Here is a 21386-nt window from a genome sequence, read left to right on the forward strand (position 1 = left end):
CATGACACTTTTGGCCAGGTTCCAGAACAGCCGCAACGCCCTCGGGCTCGCGTTCATGCTGCCCGCGGCGGTGTTGCTGCTGCTGTTCCTGACCTACCCGCTGGGGCTGGGCACCTACTTGGGCTTCACCGATGCCAAGGTGGGCCGCTCGGGGGAGTGGATCGGCCTGGAGAACTACGAGTACCTGTGGGGCGATGCCGTGACGCGGCTCGCCCTCTTCAACACGCTCTTCTACACGGCGGTGGCGAGCGTGCTGAAGTTCTTCCTGGGCCTGTGGCTCGCGATCTTGTTGAACCGCAACATCCGCTTCAAGACCTTCTTCCGCGCGGTCATTCTGCTGCCCTACATCGTGCCCACCGCGCTCTCGGCGATCGCGTTCTGGTGGATCTACGACTCGCAGTTCTCCATCATCAGCTGGGCGCTGGTGAAGATGGGGCTGATCGACCAGTACATCGACTTCCTCGGCTCGCCGTGGAATGCGCGCATCGCGGTGATCATCGCCAACGTATGGCGCGGCGTGCCCTTCGTGGCGATCACGCTGCTCGCCGGGCTGCAGACGATCTCGCCCTCCTACTACGAAGCCTCCGCCATCGACGGCGCGACGCCGTGGCAGCAGTTCCGCCACGTGACGATGCCGCTGCTCACGCCGATCATCGCGGTGGTCATGACCTTCTCGGTGCTGTTCACCTTCACCGACTTCCAGCTCATCTACGTCATCACCCGCGGCGGCCCGCTGAATGCCACGCACCTGATGGCCACGCTGTCGTTCCAGCGCGCGATTTCGGGCGGTGCGCTCGGCGAAGGCGCGGCCATTGCCATCGCGATGGTGCCGTTCCTGCTGGCCTGCGTGATGTTCAGCTTCTTCGGCCTGCAGCGCCGCGCCTGGCAACAGGGCGGATCTGACAAATGAAAGAACTTCCATGAGCAATGCAGGCCAGGTCGACACCGTCGGCATGAGCTACCTCGACACGATCCCTCGCAAGCTGGTGACCGTGTACCTGCCGCTGCTGGTCTTCTTGATCGTGCTGCTGTTCCCGTTCTACTGGATGGCCATCACCTCGGTGAAGCCCGATGCCGAGCTGCTCTCGCGCGAAGGCAATCCGTTCTGGGTGATCAACCCGACGCTCTCGCACTTCCACAAGCTGCTGTTCGGGACCTCGTACCCGCAGTGGCTGTGGAACACGGTGCTGGTGTCGGTGGTGTCGACCTTCGTGTCGCTCGCTGCCTCGGTGTTCGCGGCGTACGCCATCGAGCGGCTGCGCTTCAGGGGATCGAAGCACGTCGGGCTTTCGATTTTCCTCGCGTACATGGTGCCGCCGTCGATCCTGTTCATTCCGCTCGCGAACGTGGTCTTCAACCTCGGACTTTTCGACACACGCTGGGCGCTCATCCTCACGTATCCGACCTTTCTCATTCCCTTCTGCACGTGGCTGCTGATGGGCTACTTCCGCTCGATTCCCGCCGAACTCGAAGAGTGCGCGCTCATCGACGGCGCGAGCCGCTGGCAGATTCTCGTGAAGATCGTGCTGCCGCTGGCGGTGCCCGGACTTATCTCCGCGGGCATCTTCGCGTTCACGCTGTCATGGAACGAGTTCATCTACGCACTCACGTTCGTCTCGTCGTCGGAAGTGAAGACGCTGCCGGTCGGCGTGGTGACGGAGCTGGTGCAAGGCGACGTGTACCAGTGGGGGCCGCTGATGGCGGGCGCGCTGCTCGGCTCGCTGCCGGTGGCGTTCATCTACTCGTTCTTCGTCGAGTACTACGTCTCGGGAATGACCGGGTCGGTGAAGGAATAGCGCGGCACGCCAGCCAGCCGGTCCGGCAGCCAGTCAGTTCCAGCGAGGAACCGCTTCGTCTTTCAGCTGCTGGCGCAGCAGGCCGTAGTCGGGTACCACGCTCTCGACGGTTTCCCAGAAGCGCTGCGAATGGTCCATCACCCGCAGGTGTGCCAACTCATGCGCGACGACGTAGTCGATCACCGGCAAGCGGAAATGAATGAGCCGCCAGTTGAGGCGAATCGAACCGTCCGCGCTCGCGCTGCCCCAGCGCGTGGCCGCATTCGAGAGCGAGAGCTTCTGCCAGCGCACGCCGAGCCGCGGCGCGAAGTGGTCGAGCCGATCAATGAACAGTTTGCGCGCCTGCCGCATCAGCCACGCCTGCGCGGCATCGCGGATCTGCGAAGGCCCGGCGTTCTGCGCCACGGCCAAGCGCAGGATGCGCGGGCCGCCCATCGCATCGGCCTCATCGAGCGTGCCTCCGACACTTGCGAAGCCATGCTTCGGGTCGAGCCGGATCACGACCGGCTCGCCCATGAAAGGAAACTCCGCCCCGTCTTTCCAGTCGATGCGCGTAGCCTCCACGCGTGCGTGGCGTTGCCGCGTTTCGAGCAGCTTGCGAATGATCCAGTCGGCTTTTTCCTGAATGGCGGCATCGACGTCGCGCAGCGTGACCCAGCGCGGCGCGCGCACCGACAGCCCTTCGGCGCCGACCACGAATCCGATGGTCTTGCGCTTGCCGCGCTTGAACTCGTAGGCCACCCGCGCCGAACCCAGCACCGTTTCGCGCGTGGCGAGGGGATGCGCGAAGCTCGCGAGCGTCAGGGTGTCGCGCAGCGGAACCGCGGGCAGCGCGGGGCCGGCGCTATTGGCTTGCGGCTGCACATCGGTCACCGGAGGCGCAGCCATGGGCGTCACCATCGGCGGTGCCGCCTTCTTCTTGACTCTTCCCGGTTTGCGCTCGGGCGGCTTGGCCGGCGCAAACTCGTTGCCCAGCCCTTCGAACAGGTCCATCGTGAACTGAAGCAGTCCCCGCATCTCGGGCTTTCTCTTCAGTGCACTTCTGGCGCCGCCTGCAGCGGCGGGCTGTCGCGATAAGCCTCGGGGTCGAGGCGGCGCATCTCCGATTCGATCCAGGCCTCGACTTCGCGCATCAGCTCATCGGGCTTGCGGCCGACGCTGGGAATGGCCGGGCCGATCGACACATCGACCACGCCGGGGCGCTTGATGAACGCCTTGCGCGGCCACACCTTGGCCGAGGTGACGGCGACGGGAATCACCGGCACGCCGGTCTCGCATGCGAGCCGCGTGCCGCCGCTCTTGTAGGTGCCCTTCTGGCCGCGCGGAATGCGGGTGCCTTCGGGAAACATGATGATCCAGATGCCCTGCGCAAGCAGCTTGCGGCCCTGGTTCACGACCTTGTTGAACGCCTGTGCGCGCTGGCTGCGGTCGATATGAATCATGTCGAGCCGAGCCATGGCCCAGCCGAAGAAGGGCACGTAGATCAGCTCTTTCTTGAACACGAAGGCCAGCGGATGCGGCATCAGCGTGGGCATGAGGAAGGTCTCGAAGGTCGACTGGTGCTTCACCAGCAGGATCGCGCCGGCAAGCTTGTCGGTCGGCAGGTTTTCCATGCCGGTGACGCGGGTCTTGATGCCCAGCAGCACGCGCGCCCCGCCGATGGCCCAGCTGAGCCACTGCACCGCCATCCAGTAGAGCGGAATGCCGCGTTTCCAGAGCGAGCTGACGCACATGATGATGCCCCAGGGCACCACGGTGACGAGCATCCACAGTGCATGGACAACGGAACGGAAAAACGCCATCAGACAGCCACCTGCAGTGCGGCCTGCGCTTCGCGCGCAAGCAAGAAGTCGACAAAGGCGGCGAGGTTCTCGTGAACCATGGTGTTCGCCGGGTATTCGGGGGGCAGCGGGTCGACGCCGATGCAGGCGGCCCCCATGCCCGTGAGCAAGAGATGCGGCTCGCAGCCCGCGGCGGCGCCCGCCTGCAGGTCGCGCAGGCTGTCGCCCGCGGTCGGCACGCCCTGCAGATCGATGCCGTAGCGGTCGCCGATCTGCAGGAACAGGCCCGGCTTCGGCTTGCGGCAGTCGCAGTCCTCGTCGGGGCTGTGCGGGCAATAGAACACGGCATCGACCTTGCCGCCCACGGCCGCGAGCATCTTGTGCATCTTGGCGTGCATGGCGTTGAGCGACGCCATGTCGAACAGGCCGCGGCCCAGGCCCGACTGGTTGGACGCAATCACCACGTGCCAACCCGCATGGTTGAGCTTGGCCACGGCTTCGAGCGCACCGGGCAGCGGCGTCCACTCGATGTCGCTCTTGACGAAGTCTTCGCGGTGCACGTTGATCGTGCCGTTGCGGTCGAGGATGACGAGTTTCATGGCGTTGGCAAAAAAGCCCGTGCTTCGCTTCAGACTGCCAACCGTTCGAGTTGCGCCACGCGGTTCATCGCGGCGTGCAACGACATCAGCAAGCCCAGCCGGTTGAGGCGCAGATCGGCCTGTTCGGCGTTGACCATCACGCCGTCGAAGAAGGCATCGACCGGCTCGCGCAACGCAGCCAATGTCTGCAGCGACGCGGTGTAGTCGCCGGCCTCGAACTGGGCGTTTGCGGCGGGCACCACTTCGGCCATGGCGGCATGCAGCGCCTTCTCGGCGGGCTCCTGCAGCAGCAGTTCGCTGACGTGCGCGTCGGCCTCGGGCGCCTTCTTGAGGATGTTACCGATGCGCTTGTTGGCTGCGGCCAGCGCGGCGGCCGCCGGCAATGCTGCAAAGGCGCGCACTGCCGCCAGCAGCTTGGGCACCTCGCCCAGGCGCTGCGGGCGCGGTGCCAGCACGGCGTCGACTTCTTGCGCACTGGCGCCCTGCTCGCGCAGGCTGCCGGCAAGACGGTCGAGAATGAAGTCTTGCAGCGCGACCGTGGCCTTGCCGCTGTCGAAGCCTTCGATGTCCTTGAACTGCGCGGCGGCGTCCTGCAGCAGCGCGTCGAGCCCCAGCGGCAGGTCTTCCTCGATCAGCATGCGGATCACGCCCAGCGCATGGCGGCGCAGCGCGAACGGATCGCGGTCGCCCGTCGGCAGGTTGCCGATGCCGAACATGCCGACCAGCGTCTCGAGCTTGTCGGCCAGCGCAACCACCAGGCCGACGGTGTTGCGCGGCAGTTCGTCGCCGGCAAAGCGCGGCTTGTAGTGGTCTTCGATGGCGTCGGCCACTTCGGCGGACAAGCCGTCGTGCAGTGCGTAGTAGCGGCCCATCGTGCCCTGCAGTTCCGGGAACTCGCCGACCATGTCGGTCACGAGGTCGGCCTTGGCAAGCTGCGCCGCCTGCACCGCGTGCGCGGTGAGCGTGGCATCTGCCGATTGCTCCGCTTGCGCCAGTTGCGCCGCAATGCCGCGCGCAATGCGCATCACACGCTGCACGCGCTCGCCCTGCGTGCCCAGCTTGTTGTGATAGACCACCTTGCCGAGCGATTCGACGCGCGAGGCCAGTGATTTCTTGCGGTCCTGGTCGAAGAAGAACTTGGCGTCGGCCAGGCGTGGGCGCACCACGCGCTCGTTGCCGCCGACCACCGCGCTCGCATCCTCGGGGCTGATGTTGCTGACCACCAAAAACTTGTTGGTGAGCCTATTCGACGCGTCGAGCAGCGGAAAGTACTTCTGGTTGGCCTTCATCGTGAGGATGAGGCACTCCTGCGGCACTTCGAGAAACTCGCGCTCGAAGCTGCACACCAGCACATTGGGCCGCTCGACCAACGCCGTCACTTCGTCGAGCAGCGCGTCGTCATGAATGGGCACCGTGCCGCCGCCCACCCGCACGGCCGCGGCCGCGAGCTGGCGCGCAATTTCGGTGCGGCGGGCCTCGAAGCTCGCGATGACCGCGCCGTCGTCCTGCATCTGCAGCGCGTAGCTGTTGGCATCGCGCAGCACCACCGGGTCGACCGCCGCCTCGAAGCGGTGGCCGTGCGTTTCGCGGCCCGCATGCAGGCCCAGCACCTCGACGGGCACCACAGCGTCGCCATGCAGCGCCACCAAGCCGTGCGCGGGGCGCACGAAGCTCACGCTGCTCCAGCCCGGCAGCTCGCAGCCGCTTTCGAGCTGGTAGCTCATCACCTTGGGGATCGGCAGCTTGGCAATGGATTCGGCCAGCGCCTTCTGCAGGCCTTCGGTCAGCGTGGCGCCCTTGGCGGTGCTTTCGTAGAACAGGACTTCGGCCTTGCCGTCCGCCGCGCGCTTCAGGCCGGGCACGGCCGAGGCATCGGCGCCAAGGGCGGCCAGCCGCTTGAGCAGCGCGGGCGTGGGCCGGCCCGAGGCATCGAGCCCCACGGCCACGGGCATGAGCTTTTGCGACACGGCCTTGTCGGCGGCGCGCTCGGCCACGTGCGTGAGGTGCGCGGCCAGGCGGCGCGGCGATGCGTAGGCAGTGAGCACCGAGCCCGGCTCGGCGAGCCCCTGCGCCACGAGCTGGTCGCGCAGGCCGTTGGCGAAGGCATCGCCGAGTTTCTTCAACGCTTTGGGGGGCAGCTCTTCAACGAAGAGTTCGACCAACAGATTCTTTTGCACGCTCGTCATCGCTCAAGCCGCCTTCTTCGTGATTTGTGCAACCCACTCGCGCGGCGCCATCGGGAAACCGAGCCGCTCGCGGCTCTCGTAGTAGCTCTGCGCCACGCTGCGCGCAAGGTTGCGGATGCGGCCGATGTAGGCCGCGCGCTCCGTCACGCTGATGGCGCCGCGCGCGTCGAGCAGGTTGAAGCTGTGCGCGGCCTTGAGCACCTGCTCGTAGGCCGGCAGCGCGAGCTGCTCCGTCATGAGGTGCTTGGCCTGCTTTTCATGCGCATTGAAGGCGGTGAACAGGAATTCGGCGTCGCTGTGCTCGAAGTTGTAGGTCGACTGCTCGACCTCGTTCTGCTTGTACACGTCGCCGTAGCTCAGGCCTTCGGTCCACGTGAGGTTGTAGACGTTGTCCACGCCCTGCAGGTACATGGCCAGGCGCTCCAGGCCGTAGGTGATTTCGCCGGTGATGGGCTTGCAGTCGATGCCGCCTACTTGCTGGAAGTAGGTGAACTGCGTCACTTCCATGCCGTTGAGCCACACCTCCCAGCCCAGGCCCCAGGCGCCGAGCGTGGGGTTCTCCCAGTCGTCTTCCACAAAGCGGATGTCGTTCTTCTTCAGGTCGAAGCCCAGTGCCTCCAGGCTGCCGAGGTACAGCTCGAGGATGTTGCTGGGTGCCGGCTTGAGCACCACCTGGTACTGGTAGTAGTGCTGCAGGCGGTTGGGGTTCTCGCCGTAGCGGCCGTCCTTGGGGCGACGGCTGGGCTGCACGTAGGCGGCCTTCCAGGGTTCGGGGCCGAGCGCCCGCAGGAAGGTGGCGGTGTGCGAGGTGCCCGCGCCCACTTCCATGTCGTACGGTTGCAGCAGCGCGCAGCCCTTGTCGGCCCAGTACGACTGCAGTTTGAGAATGATTTGCTGGAAGGTCAACATGAAGCTGGCCGGCGTGGGCCGGACATTTGGACGGTAGCGCGGCAATGCGCCGCGAAAGCGGACGATTTTACGGTCGGAGGGCAACTCTCCCACAGCAAGCCGGGATGCCGGCTGCCGGCGCCGCGGCCTGGCCCGTGCGACAAAGGCGGGCCGGTTGCATGCAATCGCCTTTTATCGGTCTTTTTCCGGCCTTTTTTTGCCCGCCGGGCGTCCTTCCTCCCTGCCTCCACCGACATGCCGCCGCCTCAAATCGGTCCGAACTCTCCTCTGTTCATTGTTCTCAACGCCGGTTCGGGCAGCGCGGACACCGCCGAAACCCGCCGGATCATCGAGGAGGGCTGCACCGTGGCCGGCCGCAAGCACCGCATCTTTCTTGTGGATGGGCGCACCACGGTGCAGGCGCTGGCGCGCGAGGCCGTGGAGCGGGCCCGCGCCGTTGGCGGCGTGGTGGTGGCCGCAGGCGGCGACGGCACCATCAACGCGGTGGCGCAGGCCACGCTCGGCAGCGGCCTGCCCTTTGGCGTGCTGCCGCAGGGCACCTTCAACTACTTCAGCCGCGCGCATGGCATTCCAGGCGATACGGCCGAGGCGCTGCAACTGCTGCTGACCGGCCAGCCGCAACCCGCACAGGTGGGACTGGTGAACGACCGCGTGTTCCTGGTCAACGCAAGCATGGGGCTGTACGCCGAGCTGCTGGAAGAGCGCGAAAGCTACAAGGCGCGCTACGGCCGCCACCGGTGGATTGCGTTTTTCGCGGGGCTTGTGACCGTGTTGCGCGGGCACCGGCTCTGGAACCTGCGCATGGCCTGGCGTGGCCAGGAGCGCGATATTCGAACACCGACGCTTTTTGTCGGCAACAACCCGTTGCAGCTGCTGCAAGTCGGCATCGAACATGCCGACGCGCCCGAAAACGGTCAGCTGGCGGCTGTGGTGCTGAAGCCGACAGGCGTTCTGGCAATGCCCGGCCTGCTGGTGCGCGGCGCGCTGGGCCGCCTTGGGAGCGCCGACGAGGTGCTGAGCTTTCCGTTCGAATCGATGACGGTGAAGACCGGCCGGCTGCATTCCCCCCGCCGCGTGAAGGTGGCCACCGACGGCGAGATCGCCTGGACCGAGATGCCGCTGCTGTTTAGGGTGTCGCCCGAGCCGCTGTGGCTGGTGCGGCCCGATTCCGCGCCCGAACTGGAGGCCGCCAAGCAATGAGCTGCCTGCTCCAGATTTCAGATACGCATTTCGGCACCGAGCAGCCTCACGTGATGGAAGCTTTGGAGCAGCTTGCGCGTTCCCTGTCGCCGCAAGTGGTGGTGCTCTCCGGCGACATTACCCAGCGGGCCACGCGCCCGCAGTTTGCGGCGGCCCGCGCCTTTGTCGACCGGCTCGCGGCGCCGGCGGTGGTGGCCATCCCCGGCAATCACGACATCCCGCTCTTTCACATGGCGGCGCGCCTGTTCTCGCCTTATGAAAGGTACACCGAAGCCTTCGGCGCCGACCTGGAGCCGGTGTTCGAATCCGCCGAATGGCTGGTGGTTGCGGTCAACACCACACGCTGGTACCGGCACGAGGACGGCGAGGTTTCGCCCGCACAGGTCGAACGGGTCGAGGCCCGGCTGGCCGCGGCATCGCCTTCGCAATTGCGCGTGGTGGTGACGCACCAGCCGGTGATGGTCACGCGGCAGGAAGACATGCACAACCGGCTGCACGGCCGCGAAACGGCCGTGGCGCGCTGGTGCGCTGCCGGCGCCGACCTGATCCTGGGCGGCCACATTCACCTGCCCTTTGTGCGCTCGCTGCACGACGCCTATGCGGGTTGCCCGCGCACCACGTGGGCGGTGCAGGCCGGCACGGCCGTGTCGTCGCGCGTGCGCGCGGGGCATCCCAATTCGGTGAACGTGCTGCGCATGGAAAACATTGGTGGTACCCGCGTTTGCCAAGCGGAGCGGTGGGACCATTCGGCGGCTCACAAGGCCTTTGTGTGCGGCAAAGTATTGCGGCTTCGGCTTGCCAGCGGCGCGGTGCTCCCTTAGGGTGCCCCGCATGCCAATGGAAGCCCCTGCCCTCGTTCTTCTCGCCCGCCAGTTGGGCGAACATGCCCTTGCCTGGTTCCTGTGTGTTTTCGCAGTGTCGGTGCTGGGCGCCGGCCTCGCCTGCCAGCTTCTTCAGCGCCGCCGCGCCAGGATTTCGTCGAGCGACGAGCCCGACGAGCCGCGCGTGGCTGTCGGGCTGGCACTGGGTTTTGTGCTGATTCTCGCGGCGGCGAGCCTGGTGGCCTACATCGCATCGATGCTGGGCGACGGGCGCTTGCTCGGCCTGGCCGACCAGGCGCTGGCCGATGCGATCGGCGAGCATGTGCCGTGGGCGGCCCTGGTGGCTTTCAGCTGGCTCACCCACCTGGGCGATGCCGAACTGCTGGCGCCGGTGTGCGTGGTGCTGGCCTTGGTGCTGTGGCGCAACGCGCACCGCGGGCTCGCGCTGGGCTGGGTGATGGCGCTCGGCGGCATCGTGCTGCTGAACCCCGCGCTCAAGCGCATCTTCGCGCGGGCACGGCCGCTGCACGACCATGGGCTGGCGCTGGAGACGAGCTTCAGCTTTCCGAGCGGCCACAGCGCGGGCGCGATCGTGAGCTACGGCATGCTGATGTACTTGGCGCTGCGCCTGTTGCCGGCGCGCTGGCATGTGCCGGCGGCCATGGCGGCCGCCGCAGCCATCGTCACCATTGCGTGCAGCCGCGTCTTTTTGCAGGTGCATTTTGCAAGCGACGTGGTGGCCGGCCTGCTGACCGGCCTCGCCTGGCTGCTCGTGTGCGTGAGCAGCCTCGAATACGCGCGGCACCGCAAGCGCCGGCGCATCCGCCCCTGAATGGAATAGATCGAGAAGGTCTTCGCCAGGAACACCGCGGAACCGGCTTTGCCGGGCCGCTGGTGTTGCCCCCTTGAGGGGGAGGCGGCTACACGAAGTGAGCCGCTTCGGGGGTGGGTCAATACTCCCAGAAGATGCGCTGGAGTTCCTTGGTGTCGCTGGTCTTCGTCAGGGCGACCATCGCCAGGATGCGGGCCTTCTGCGGACGCAGGTCGTGCGCCACCACCCAGTCGTACTTGTCGTCGGGCTGCTCGGCATTGCGAATCACGAAGCCGTCGGCCACGCGCGAGCTGCGGATGATGATGGCGCCGTCGGTGCGCGCCTTCTGCAGGTTGGGCACGATGCGGTTGGCGACCGAGCCGTTGCCCGTGCCGCCATGCACGATCGCCTTCACGCCGCTCTTGGCGAACGCGTCGATGGCGATGGACGAAACACCCTCGTAGCCCATCGCAATCTCGACCACCGGCAGCGTGCTGATGTTGTCGATGTCGAACTCCGAGTTCATGGTGTGGCGCTTGACCGGTGCACGGAACCAGTAGTTCTTGCCCTCGACCACCATGCCGAGCGGACCCCACTGGCTGGAGAAGGCGCTGGTCTTGATGTTGACGTTCTTGCTCACGTCGCGGCCGCTGTCGATGTTGTCGTTCATCGTCACCAGCACGCCCTTGCCCGCTGCATCCTTGCTGCCGGCCACGCTCACTGCGTCATACAGGTTGAGCGCGCCGTCGGCCGAGAGCGCCGTGCCCGGACGCATCGAGCCGACCACGACGATCGGCTTGTTGGTGCGCACGGTGAGCGTGAGGAAATAAGCGGTTTCTTCCAGCGTGTCGGTGCCGTGGGTGATGACGATGCCGTCCACGTCGGCCTGCTTGGACAGTGCGGACACGCGCTTGGCGAGCGTCAGCAGGTTGTCGTTGGTCAGGCTCTCGGAAGCGACCTGGAACACCTGCTCGCCGCGCACGTTGGCGATTTTCGAGAGCTCGGGCAGGCCGGCAATCAGCTTGTCGACGCCGACCTTGGCGGCCGCGTAGGTGGCGCTGTTCACGGCCGAGGCACCGGCCCCCGCAATGGTGCCGCCGGTGGCCAGGATGACCACATTGGGCAGCGCCTGCTGGGCTTGCGCGAGCGCACTGGCCGCAAGCAATGCGGCGCCGGCCGCGAAGGCCCTGAAACGGGGAGAAAGGTACATGAGGGAACTCCTTTGTCTTGGATGAATTTCTGGAAGCGGCGAGAAGATACATGAACCGTGCCCGCATGCTCTTCGCTTCCATGCCGGCATGGCATGCGGCCATGCGCCAAGGATTACCATCGCCGGGCGCACCGCCGCAACACATGCCAATGAACGCCGATCCCGCCGCCCTTCCCCCGACCGCCGCCCAGGAAATGCCCGCTCCCGAGGGCCCGCTGTCGCGCGCGCGGCCAGGGCGCGAGCGCATCATGGCGGCCATCCGCACGGCGGCCGTCACCGAGTTCAGCCTGCACGGCCTGAAGGGCACCTCCACCCAGGCCATTGCCGCGCGCGCCGGCCTTACCAAGCCCCAGCTGCACTACTACATCGCCGGCAAGGAAGAGCTCTACGAAGAGCTGCTGATGCAAGTGCTGCATGCGTGGAAGGTGGTGTTCTCGTTCGAGGACGCGAGCGACCCGGGCACGGTGCTGGGCGACTACATCCGCAAGAAGCTCGACCACGCCTTCGACAACCCCGATATCTCGCGCATCTTCACGCGCGAGGTGCTCGACGGCGGCCGCAACCTCGACCGCTACTGGCCCAATGCGCGGGCGTGGACGCAGAAAAAAGTCGACGTGATCAACGGCTGGATCGCGCGCGGGCAGATGCGCCCGCTCGACGCCCGTCTGCTGCTGATGCACATCTGGGCCATGACCCAGAGCTATGCCGACTACGCGATACAAACGCGCGTGATGCTCGGCCTGCCGCCGGATGCGCCCATCGACCGCGAGCCGATTGCGCGCGAGCTGGTGGCTTTTGTGCTGGGCGGCTGCGGCATCAAGGCCTAGCCGCGCCGTCCCTGAGGCGCCGACTACGACGCCCCAGCTTCCCAGGCGCGGCCGGTCGGGTCGGCCAGCGCGAGCCGCATCATCTCGATGAAGCGGCGCAGCCGCGCCGGCTGGAACCGCGCATGCGGATAAATCAGATAGACGGGTAGCGCCGCCACATGCCACTGCGGCACAAGCTGCACCATGCGGCCAGTGGCAATGTCGTCATTCATGAGCCAGGCCGAACCCATGCAGGCGCCAAGACCCATGCGCGCCGCGCTTTGCAGCGCATAGAGGCTGTCGGTGCTCATGCGCGGCCGGATGGGCACGTGCGCAATCTCCCCAGACGGACTGTAGGTGAGCACCACCTCGTTGCGATAGAAGGTGCGCAGCGCGATCCACGGCAGTTCGGCCAGTTCCGAGGCATGCGTGGGCGGCTTGCGCCCGGCCAGCACCGAGGGCGCCGCCACCACCACGCGCGGCACCTCCGAAAGCTTGATGGCCACCGCCATCGTGTCCGTGACTTCGCCCACCTGAATGGCGCAATCGACGCCTTCGGCGATGAAGTCGGGCCGGCGGTCGTTCAACAGCCATTCGACGGACACCCGCGGGTACGCACGCAGGTAGTCGGCCAGCGGCCCGACCAGCAGCAACTGCCCCAGCGCATGCGGCGCCACCACGCGCAGCGTGCCCTCGGGCTCGTCACCCACGCCGCGAAGGTCGGCCTCGAAGGCGTGCCAGTCGGCAATCAGTTCTCGCGCCCGCTCGTAGCAGCGCTCGCCGTCCTCGGTGAGCTTCATGGCGTGGGTGGAACGGCGCAGCAGCCGCACACCCAGCGAACGCTCCAGCGCCTGCAGCCGCCGGCTCACGGTGGGCTGGGTGGCGCCCATCTGCTGGGCGGCGGCCGAGAGGCTGCCGGCCTCGACGATGTGAACGAAGGTCTGCATCAGCTCGATGCGGTCGGCGGCGGGGGAAGAGGTCGACATGTGCTGTCTTTATGCGTGTGACGTATAGACATTGTGCGATCTCCAGGGCTACCAAGTCACGCCTCAGAGGCGCACATTTCAACCCTCGCTCAGTATTCAAGGGTTAACGCCATGTCTTTCATTCAACAGACGCATGCATCTGATGCCACTGCACCGGCCACACGCGACCTGCCGGCCTCGCTGGTGCTGCTGCTCGCCACGGGCGCCGGGCTGTCCGTGGCCTCGCTCTACTACGCCCAGCCGATGCTCGGCGTGCTGGGCGCGGACATCGGCGCCTCCGCGCGGTCGGTAGGGTTCATTCCCACGCTCACTCAGCTTGGCTACGCGCTGGGCATCCTGCTGCTGGCACCGCTGGGCGACCGCTACGACCGGCGCCGGATCGTGCTGGCCAAGGCGGCCGCGCTGTGCGCCGCGCTGCTGGTGGCCGGGGCCGCGCCGTCGATCGGCATGCTGCTCGCGGCCAGCCTGGCCATCGGCCTGGCGGCGACGATGGCACAGGACATCGTTCCCGCCGCCGCCACGCTGGCGCCCGAAGCCTCGCGGGGCAAGACCGTGGGCACGGTGATGACGGGGCTGCTGCTCGGCATCTTGCTGTCCCGGGTGGTGAGCGGCTTCGTGGCGGAGCACTTCGGCTGGCGCGCGATGTTCATTGCGGCGGCAGCCAGCATCGCGCTCATTGGCGCGGCCGCCTGGCGCGGCCTGCCGCGTTTCAGGCCAACCACGCACCTGGGCTACGGCGCGCTGCTCGGATCGCTGGGCACGCTGTGGTCGCGCCACGGCGCCCTGCGCCGCGCTGCGCTGGCGCAGGCGCTGCTGGCAGTGGGCTTCAGCGCCTTCTGGTCGACGCTGGCGGTCATGCTGCACGGCGAGCCGTTCCACCTGGGCAGCGCGGCTGCCGGCGCCTTCGGCCTGGCCGGCGCCGCGGGCGCGCTGGCGGCGCCGCTGGCCGGAAGGCTGGCCGACCGCCGCGGGCCCGAACTGGTGACGCGGCTCGGCGCGGGGCTGGTGGTGGTGTCGTTCGCGGCCATGGGGTTTGCGCCGCTGCTGCCGCCGCATGCGCAACTCTGGCTGCTGGCGCTTGCCGCAATCGGCTTCGACCTGGGCATGCAGGCGGCGCTGATCGCGCACCAGACCATCGTCTACGGCATCGAGCCCGGTGCACGCAGCCGGCTCAACGCGGTGCTGTTCACCGGCATGTTCATCGGCATGGCGGCCGGCTCGGCGCTGGGTGCGCTGGCGCTCGCGCAGTGGGGCTGGGCCGGTGTGACCTGGCTGGCAACCGGCACGGCCGCAGTGGGGCTGGGCGTGCGGCTCTGGCGAGGCAAGGCGGCGTAGCCGCCAACCTCTGAGCCGCGGGACAAGACTCCCGCCTCACCACTCCGGTGCATCCGGATTGGCACGCCGCTTGCATAGCCTGACCACTTGCTCTGATTAAGCGGTCAAACACCATGCGCGTGCTCGTCGTCTACTGCCACCCGGTCGAAACCAGCTTCCATGCGGCCCTGCACCAGGAGGTGCTGAAGAACCTGCGCGCGGCCGGGCACGAGGTGGACGACTGCGACCTGTACGCCGAGGGCTTCAACCCGGTGCTTTCGCGCGAGGAGCGGCTGGGCTACCACGACGTGCCGCACAACCAGTTGCCGCTCAAGCCTTATGTGGAGCGCCTGCAGTGGGCGGAGGGCATCGTTTTCTGCTTTCCGACCTGGTGCTTCGGCTTGCCGGCGATGCTGAAGGGCTACTTCGACCGGCTCTTCATGCCCGGCGTGGCGTTCGACATCAGCGACCCGGCCAACGTGAAGCCGATGCTCACGCACATCAAGCGCATCAGCGCCGTGGTTACCTATGGCCGCCCGCGCTGGATGGCCTGGTACATGGGCGATCCGCCCCGCAAGATCGTCACGCGCTACATGCTGCGGCTTACCGGCCGGCGCGCCAGGGTGGACTACCACGCCCACTACCACATGAACGTGGCGACCGAGCCCCAGCTCAAACGCTTCATGGCGCGGGTCGGCACCGCAATGGCGCGCTTCGCATGATGGCGCCCGCTTTTCTCGACAACGCTCGGCTGCCGCGCTGGCTGCTGCCCGCCGACTGGCCGCAGCAAGGCGGCGTGCCGGTGCTGGCCCGCATTGAACTCGAAGCCGGGCGCGTGCAGCCGGTGCGGCCCGCGTCCGATGGCATCGCGGCTTCCCCGCAGGCTTGGGACCTTGCCGGGACGCTGGTGCTCCCCGGTTTTGTAGATGCGCACACGCACCTCGACAAGGCGTTCACGCTGCCACGCATGAAAGAGGTGCAGCCCGGCCTGCTTGGCGCCATCGACGCGATGCTGAACGACCGCGTGCACTGGAGCGCCGCCGACGTGCGCGAGCGCGCCTCTCGCGGCCTGCAGTGGGCGTGGGAATACGGCACCACGCATGTGCGCACGCATGTCGACTGGTGGGAGCCCGATGCGGTGCCGCTCGCCTGGCCGGTGATGGCCGAACTGGCACAGGAATGGGCTGGCAAGGTGCGGCTGGAGCAGGTCAGCCTGATCAAGCTGCCGCTGTTTGAAGATGCGGCACAGGCAATGCGGCTCGCGCAGCAGGTAAAGGCCACCGGGCCGCAAGCGCTGCTGGGCGGCTTTGTGCACTCCACCAACTGGAGCGAACGCGCGCTGCGCAACCTGCTGGTGTCGGCGCAGGCCTGCGACCTGGACGTCGACCTTCATGTCGACGAAGAACTGAATCCGGCAGCGGTCGGCTTGCAGACGGCCGCCCGCATCCTGCGAGAGATCGGCTTCGAAGGCCGCGTGGTGTGCGGCCACATCTGCGCGCTGGCCGCACAGCCGGAGGCCCAGGCCTTTGCCACGCTCGACGCGGTGGCGCGCGCGCCCATCACCGTGGTGTCGCTGCCCGCCACCAACCTGCTGCTGCAAGACGCCGTCACGGGCCGCACGCCGCGCATGCGCGGCATCACGCTGGTGAAGGAGGCGCGCGAACGCGGCATTCCGCTGCTGATTGCGAGCGACAACGTGCAAGACCCGTTCTGCCGGCTCGGCAGCTTCGACCCGGTCGAGGCACTGGGCACCGCCGCGCTGGTGGCGCAGCTCGACGAACCTTTCGACACTTGGTCGCAGGCGCTGTGCCGCGGCGACTGGCTTCAGCGCGGGCCGGCCACGGCGGCGCCCACGCTCGTCGGCGCCAAGGCCGACCTGGTGCTGTTCACCCAGGCCGACCGCCACGGCTGGCCCTCGCGCAGCGCGACCCGCGTGGTGCTGCGCGACGGCCGCGTCACGCACGGCGACGCGTCGCTTTTTCATTCCCGCTAAAGAACCAAGGACCTCCCATGCTCCACGGCTACATACCGCCCCATCGCTTCCTGCCCTACCTGAGCTGGACAGAAATTGCCGCGCTGCCTGATCGCGAGAACACGGTCATCGTGCTGCCGTGTGGCGCTATCGAACAGCATGGTCCGCACCTGCCCTGCTCGGTCGACAGCGTGATCGCCTCGGGTGTGATGGGCAAGGCGCTCGAAAAGCTGCCGCCCGAAGTGCGCGCCTTCGCGCTGCCGACCATCACCTATGGGAAGTCGGAAGAGCACCTGCACTTTCCGGGCACCATGACGCTCACCGGCACCACGTTGTTGTCGACGGTGACCGAGATTGGCGAATCGGTCTACCGCGCGGGCTTTCGGAAGCTGCTCTTTGCCAACGGCCACGGCGGCCAGCCGCAGGTGCTGGAGATGGCGGCGCGTGAACTGCGCCTGCGGCACGGCGACTTCGTGGTGGTGCCGCACGGCGTCTCGCGCCTGCCGAATGCATCCAGCAAGCAGATCAGCGAGCAGGAAAAGCGCCTGTCGATGCATGCCGGCCATTCCGAGACCGCGCTGATGCTCGCGCTCGCGCCCGACACGGTGCACATGGAGCGCGCGGCAGCCAACTTTCCGCCGCCGTTCCCGATCAAGCTGCTGTCGGCCGACGGCCGCCCCGCCTGCGCATGGACTGCGCGCGACTTCGGCCCGAGCGGCGTGATCGGCGACCCGACCAGTGCGACGCGTGAACAGGGCGAAGAGATCCTGGACACGCTCTCCGACAGCTGGGTGCAGGCACTGACCGAGCTGCATGCGCTGCGATGGCTTATGCGCGAAGAGGCGACCTGGGAGCGCGGCCACCAGCAGGGGTTCATCCAGCAATCGTTCGAGCCCGCCTGAGGCCCGCTCCTTGCATCGGCCCATCGGCTTCCTTCTTCTTCAACTGTTCTTCCACCAGCCTCGAGAGGTTCCCAGCATGCGTTCTTTCGCTCTTTCCATGGCCGGCGCCGCCGCGCTCGCGCTGTTCTCCACCGCCACATCGGCGCAGGAGAAGTTCACCTACATGACCAACTGGTACGCGCAAGCCGAGCATGGCGGCTTCTATCAGGCGGTGGCACAGGGCATCTACAAGAAGCACGGGCTCGACGTGACCATCAAGATGGGCGGCCCCCAGGTCAACATCACGCAGATGATGGCTGCGGGCCAGGCCGACTGCATCATGGGCTCGAGCGACATCCAGATGATGCAGGTGCGCGAAGGCGGCGTGCCGGTGGTCAACGTGGCGGCCTTCTTCCAGAAGGACCCGCAGGTGCTGATTGCGCACGACGATGTCAAGAAGTTCGAAGACCTGAAAGGCAAGACGCTGCTGATCGGCGCGCAAGCCAACCGCGGCTACTGGCCATGGCTCAAGGCCAAGTTCGGCCTGACCGACGAACAGACGCGACCCTACACCTTCAACATCCAGCCCTTCGTGGCCGACAAGAACACCGCGCAGCAGGGCTACCTGACGTCGGAGCCCTATGCGATCCAGAAAGCGGGTGTGAAGAGCACGGTATTGATGTTCAGCGACCACGGCTTTCCTGCGTACGCCACCACGGTGTCGTGCATGGAAAAGACCGTGAAGGACCGCAGCAAGCAGGTGGCGGCTTTCGTGAAAGCCTCGGCCGAAGGCTGGAAGAGCTACCTCGCCGACCCGGCGCCCGCCAACGCGCTGATCAAGAAAGACAACCCCAACATGACCGACGACCAGCTGGCCTACAGCGTCGCCAAGCTCAAGGAGATGGGCATGATCACCGGCGGCGACGCGGCCAAGCTCGGCATCGGCGTGATCACCGACGCACGTTCAAAGGCGAGCTACGACTTTCTCGTGAGCGCCAAGCTGCTCGACCCGGCCAAGGTGGAGCTCGCGAAGACCTACACCACCGAGTTCGTGAAGGACGCGAAGGTACTGCCTTGAGTCTTGCGCCATGAACCGCATCGAACCCCACACCCTTGCGCCGCCCGGGGTGCCTGCCGTGCCCGCGGTGGAAGTGCTCTCGGCCGAGAAGACCTATCCCAACGGCACGCAAGCGCTGCTGCCGGTGGACCTGTCGATTGCCGAAGGCGAATTCGTCACGCTGCTGGGGCCTTCGGGCTGCGGCAAGAGCACGCTGCTGAAAATGATCGCGGGCATGCTCGAGCCGAGCGACGGGCGGCTGCTCGTCTGGCGCAAGCCGGTGGCGGAGATCCACAGCTGCCCGCACAAGCTGTCGTTCGTGTTCCAGTCGGCCACGCTGATGCCGTGGGCCAGCGTGCGCACCAATGTGCGGCTGCCGCTCGACCTGGCCGGCGTTCCGCGCAAGGAGGCCGATGCGCGCGTGATGGAGTCGCTTGCACTGGTGGGACTGGAGAAGTTTGCCGATGCATTGCCGCGCGCGCTTTCAGGCGGCATGCAGATGCGCGTTTCGATTGCGCGCGGCCTCGTGACGCAGCCTGACCTGCTGCTGATGGACGAGCCCTTCGGCGCACTCGACGAGATCACGCGGCACAAGCTCGATGCAGACTTGCTCGACCTGTGGCGCAAGAAGAAGCTCACGGTGATCTTCGTGACGCACTCGATCCACGAGGCGGTGTTTCTCTCGACCCGCGTGGTGATGATGGCCGCGCGGCCTGGCCGCGTGGTCGAGCAGTTCCACATCGGCGAGCCCTATCCGCGCACACCCGACTTCATGGTGACGCCCGAATTCGCGCGCCATGCCAGGCGCCTGCAGGACAGCCTGCTGCGCGCGAGCCAGGGCGACGAGGAGCATGCGCAATGAAAAAGAGCACGCCCCTTCTGAGCCAACCGCGCGTGCAGCGCGTGCTCTACCCCGTGCTCATCGGCGTGGTGCTGGTCGCGCTGTGGCAATGGATGGTGGTGGCGATGGAGCTGCCGCCATACCTGGTGCCCTCGCCCATCCTAATGGTGCAGACGCTCGTCACCGACTGGACGCCGCTCGGCAATGCGCTGCTCGTCACGCTCAAGATCACGCTGCTGTCGTTCGCGCTGGCCACGGTCGCGGGCGTGCTGATATCGTTTCTTTTCGTGCAGAGCAAGCGCATCGAGACCGCGCTCTTTCCGTATGCGGTGCTGTTGCAGGTGACGCCCATCGTGGCGGTGGCGCCGCTCATCATCATCTGGGTGAAGAACCCCGTGGCGGCGATGACGGTGTGCGCCGCGCTGGTGGCGCTGTTCCCGATCATCAGCAACACCACGCTCGGGCTGCGCAGCATCGATCCCGACCTGCAGAGTTATTTCAAGCTCAACCGAGCCACACGTTGGCAGCAGCTGGTGCGGCTGCGCATTCCGAGCGCGCTGCCTTACTTTTTCGGTGGGCTGCGCATTTCGAGCGGCCTCGCGCTGATCGGCGCCGTGGTGGCCGAATTCGTGGCCGGCACGGGCGGCTCGGGCGCGGGGCTGGCGTATCAGATCCTGCAGGCCGGCTTTCAGCTGAACATTCCGCGCATGTTCGCGGCCCTGCTGCTCATTTCGCTGACCGGTGTCGCGCTCTTCGTGCTGATGGCCTGGCTCACCAAGCTGGCGCTGGGCTCGTGGCACGCGAGCGAACTTTCCCAGGATTGAACCCTTGACCATGAACGCTTCCATTTCCGCCATCGAACAGCTGCTGCTCGAACTGCCCGAGCTCGACTGGATCACCGACGAAAGCCGGGTGACGCGGCTGTCGCAAGACTTCTCGTGGTTCAGCCCGGTGCTGAACCGCCAGCTGAAAGACAAACGCGCCGACGTGGTCGTGCGTCCGCGCACCGAGGACGAGATTCGCGCAGTGGTGAGCGCCTGCGCGCGCCGCGGCGTGCCGATCACCCTCCGCGGCAGCGGCACCGGCAACTACGGCCAGACCACGCCGCTCGCGGGCGGCGTGGTGCTCGACATGACGGGCTACAACGCCTTTCTTTGGGTGAAGCCCGGCGTGGCGCGCGCGCAAGCCGGCATTCGCCTGGGCGAGCTCGAGAAGCAGACGAAACCTTCAGGCCAGGAGATGCGCTGCGTGCCTTCCACCTACCGCAGCGCCACGCTGGGCGGCCTGTTCGGCGGCGGCTTCGGTGGGGTGGGCTCTATCAACTACGGACCGCTCGGTGCGCCCGGCAACGTGCTCGGCATTCGCGCGATGACCATCGAGCCCGAGCCGCAGATGGTCGAACTGCGCGGCGCCGAGGCCATGCGCATGCACCACCTGTGGGGCACCAACGGGCTGGTACTTGAGCTCGAGGTCGCGCTCGCGCCGGTACATCCCTGGCTCGAAACGCTGGTGACCTTCGACCAGCTTGAAGACGCACTGCACTTCGCCGACAAGCTCGCGAATGCGCCCGGAATCGTGAAGCGGGAGATCGCTTTTTTTGCCGCGCCGATTTCCGATCATCTGGCGCAGCTCGCGGCGCACCTTCCCAAGGGCTGCCACACGGTGCTGTCGCTGGTGGCGGAGTATTGCGAACCGGCGATGCTCATGCTGGCCGAAGCGCACGGCGGCACCGTGAGCTACCGCAAGACGGGGGCCGAAGTGCAGAAGAGCAACCGCACGCTGATGGAGTTCACCTGGAACCACACCACGCTGCATGCGCTGAAGATCGACCCCACGCTGACCTATCTGCAGAGCGGCTTCGTGCCCGGTCGGCACGTCGAGCAGATCATCGAGATGGAAAAACTGCTCGGCGGCGAGGTGATGATGCACATCGAGTTCATCCGCAACGTGGCGGGGCTCATGACCTGCAGCGGGCTTCAGCTGGTGCGCTTCAGCACCGAAGAAAGGCTCTCGGAAATCATCGACATTCACCGTGCCCACAACGTGCACATCAACAACCCGCACGTGAACATTGTGGAAGACGGCAAGGCCGGTGGGCCGCTGCCGCCCGAGTTCATCGAGATGAAGAAGCGCTTCGATCCGCTGGGGCTGCTGAATCCGGGCAAGCTGCGCGGCTGGCCTGTGAAGGCGGTGCCGGCAACAGCCTGACGACGATC

At 66.7% G+C, this 21386-nt stretch carries 21 protein-coding genes; 14 read left to right on the forward strand and 7 right to left on the reverse strand.

All coding sequences use genetic code 11. The annotated features are described in order from the left end of the window. Position 1: 1 nt before the first annotated feature. Together EJI00_RS14740 and EJI00_RS14745 are read left to right on the forward strand one after the other, a co-directional pair. Complete coding sequence (locus EJI00_RS14740; RefSeq protein WP_126748261.1) at positions 2 to 910, forward strand: carbohydrate ABC transporter permease; 909 nt, start codon at positions 2 to 4, stop codon at positions 908 to 910. A gap of 10 nt (positions 911 to 920) precedes the next feature. Further along, positions 921 to 1796 carry a carbohydrate ABC transporter permease gene (locus EJI00_RS14745; RefSeq protein WP_126748262.1) on the forward strand — a complete coding sequence of 292 codons (876 nt, stop codon included), beginning with the start codon at positions 921 to 923 and terminating at the stop codon, positions 1794 to 1796. A 33-nt stretch (positions 1797 to 1829) separates the two neighbouring features. Here EJI00_RS14745 and EJI00_RS14750 read toward each other — a convergent pair whose 3' ends face one another. Genes EJI00_RS14750 through glyQ form a run of 5 tightly spaced genes read right to left on the reverse strand, consistent with a single transcriptional unit; the run spans position 1830 to position 7271 of the window. Further along, the gene (locus EJI00_RS14750) at positions 1830 to 2789 is read right to left on the reverse strand and encodes a YgjP-like metallopeptidase domain-containing protein (protein WP_126748324.1); all 960 of its coding nucleotides are present in this window, start codon (positions 2787 to 2789) and stop codon (positions 1830 to 1832) included. Positions 2790 to 2827: 38 nt separating this feature from the next. Further along, on the reverse strand, positions 2828 to 3598 hold the full coding sequence (locus tag EJI00_RS14755; protein WP_126748263.1) for a lysophospholipid acyltransferase family protein: 771 nt from the start codon (positions 3596 to 3598) through the stop codon (positions 2828 to 2830). Next, positions 3598 to 4176 (reverse strand): D-glycero-beta-D-manno-heptose 1,7-bisphosphate 7-phosphatase, encoded by a 579-nt coding sequence (gmhB, locus tag EJI00_RS14760; RefSeq protein WP_126748264.1) that lies wholly within the window; start codon positions 4174 to 4176, stop codon positions 3598 to 3600. The genes EJI00_RS14755 and gmhB overlap by 1 nt, the downstream gene beginning before the upstream one ends. 29 nt (positions 4177 to 4205) lie before the next feature. Continuing rightward, positions 4206 to 6362 carry a glycine--tRNA ligase subunit beta gene (glyS, locus tag EJI00_RS14765; RefSeq protein WP_126748265.1) on the reverse strand — a complete coding sequence of 719 codons (2157 nt, stop codon included), beginning with the start codon at positions 6360 to 6362 and terminating at the stop codon, positions 4206 to 4208. A gap of 3 nt (positions 6363 to 6365) precedes the next feature. Further along, entirely contained in the window at positions 6366 to 7271 is a 906-nt protein-coding gene (glyQ, locus tag EJI00_RS14770) for a glycine--tRNA ligase subunit alpha (RefSeq protein ID WP_055808465.1), read from the reverse strand. A gap of 234 nt (positions 7272 to 7505) precedes the next feature. On the opposite strand from glyQ, the gene EJI00_RS14775 reads away from it, so the two are divergent. The 3 genes from EJI00_RS14775 to EJI00_RS14785 are packed head-to-tail and all read left to right on the forward strand — an operon-like array spanning position 7506 to position 10124. Beyond that, positions 7506 to 8471, forward strand: a complete 966-nt coding sequence (locus EJI00_RS14775; protein WP_126748266.1) for a diacylglycerol/lipid kinase family protein — start codon at positions 7506 to 7508, stop codon at positions 8469 to 8471. After that, entirely contained in the window at positions 8468 to 9292 is an 825-nt protein-coding gene (locus tag EJI00_RS14780) for a metallophosphoesterase family protein (protein WP_126748267.1), read from the forward strand. Before EJI00_RS14775 ends, EJI00_RS14780 begins: the two co-directional genes overlap by 4 nt. A gap of 10 nt (positions 9293 to 9302) precedes the next feature. Further along, positions 9303 to 10124, forward strand: a complete 822-nt coding sequence (locus tag EJI00_RS14785) for a phosphatase PAP2 family protein (RefSeq protein ID WP_126748268.1) — start codon at positions 9303 to 9305, stop codon at positions 10122 to 10124. A 118-nt stretch (positions 10125 to 10242) separates the two neighbouring features. Here the strand turns inward: EJI00_RS14785 and EJI00_RS14790 are convergent, their stop codons facing one another. Next, positions 10243 to 11313, reverse strand: a complete 1071-nt coding sequence (locus EJI00_RS14790) for an asparaginase (RefSeq protein WP_126748269.1) — start codon at positions 11311 to 11313, stop codon at positions 10243 to 10245. Positions 11314 to 11462: 149 nt separating this feature from the next. On the opposite strand from EJI00_RS14790, the gene EJI00_RS14795 reads away from it, so the two are divergent. After that, entirely contained in the window at positions 11463 to 12140 is a 678-nt protein-coding gene (locus EJI00_RS14795) for a TetR family transcriptional regulator C-terminal domain-containing protein (RefSeq protein WP_185868143.1), read from the forward strand. A gap of 23 nt (positions 12141 to 12163) precedes the next feature. Here the strand turns inward: EJI00_RS14795 and EJI00_RS14800 are convergent, their stop codons facing one another. Further along, complete coding sequence (locus tag EJI00_RS14800; RefSeq protein WP_126748270.1) at positions 12164 to 13105, reverse strand: LysR family transcriptional regulator; 942 nt, start codon at positions 13103 to 13105, stop codon at positions 12164 to 12166. Positions 13106 to 13216: 111 nt separating this feature from the next. Here EJI00_RS14800 and EJI00_RS14805 point away from each other — a divergent pair, with 111 nt between their 5' ends. The 8 genes from EJI00_RS14805 (at position 13217) to EJI00_RS14840 (ending at position 21378) form a co-directional block, all read left to right on the forward strand. Next, positions 13217 to 14440: an MFS transporter gene (locus tag EJI00_RS14805; RefSeq protein ID WP_126748271.1), complete on the forward strand. Its 1224-nt coding sequence runs from the start codon at positions 13217 to 13219 to the stop codon at positions 14438 to 14440. Between the two features lie 113 nt (positions 14441 to 14553). Continuing rightward, positions 14554 to 15141 (forward strand): NAD(P)H-dependent oxidoreductase, encoded by a 588-nt coding sequence (locus EJI00_RS14810; RefSeq protein WP_126748272.1) that lies wholly within the window; start codon positions 14554 to 14556, stop codon positions 15139 to 15141. Then, on the forward strand, positions 15138 to 16412 hold the full coding sequence (locus tag EJI00_RS14815; protein WP_126748273.1) for an amidohydrolase family protein: 1275 nt from the start codon (positions 15138 to 15140) through the stop codon (positions 16410 to 16412). The genes EJI00_RS14810 and EJI00_RS14815 overlap by 4 nt, the downstream gene beginning before the upstream one ends. A 17-nt stretch (positions 16413 to 16429) precedes the next feature. Then, positions 16430 to 17293, forward strand: a complete 864-nt coding sequence (locus EJI00_RS14820) for a creatininase family protein (RefSeq protein ID WP_126748274.1) — start codon at positions 16430 to 16432, stop codon at positions 17291 to 17293. 76 nt (positions 17294 to 17369) lie between these two features. Beyond that, a complete protein-coding gene (locus EJI00_RS14825) occupies positions 17370 to 18350 on the forward strand; it encodes an ABC transporter substrate-binding protein (RefSeq protein WP_126748275.1) in 981 nt (326 codons plus the stop codon). A 10-nt stretch (positions 18351 to 18360) separates the two neighbouring features. Further along, a complete protein-coding gene (locus EJI00_RS14830) occupies positions 18361 to 19191 on the forward strand; it encodes an ABC transporter ATP-binding protein (RefSeq protein ID WP_126748276.1) in 831 nt (276 codons plus the stop codon). Continuing rightward, a complete protein-coding gene (locus EJI00_RS14835; RefSeq protein ID WP_126748277.1) occupies positions 19188 to 19994 on the forward strand; it encodes an ABC transporter permease in 807 nt (268 codons plus the stop codon). The genes EJI00_RS14830 and EJI00_RS14835 overlap by 4 nt, the downstream gene beginning before the upstream one ends. A 10-nt stretch (positions 19995 to 20004) precedes the next feature. Continuing rightward, positions 20005 to 21378 carry an FAD-binding oxidoreductase gene (locus EJI00_RS14840; protein ID WP_126748278.1) on the forward strand — a complete coding sequence of 458 codons (1374 nt, stop codon included), beginning with the start codon at positions 20005 to 20007 and terminating at the stop codon, positions 21376 to 21378. Positions 21379 to 21386 lie beyond the last annotated feature (8 nt).

This window comes from Variovorax sp. DXTD-1 (genome assembly GCF_003984625.1).
Taxonomy (GTDB): Bacteria; Pseudomonadota; Gammaproteobacteria; order Burkholderiales; family Burkholderiaceae_C; genus Variovorax.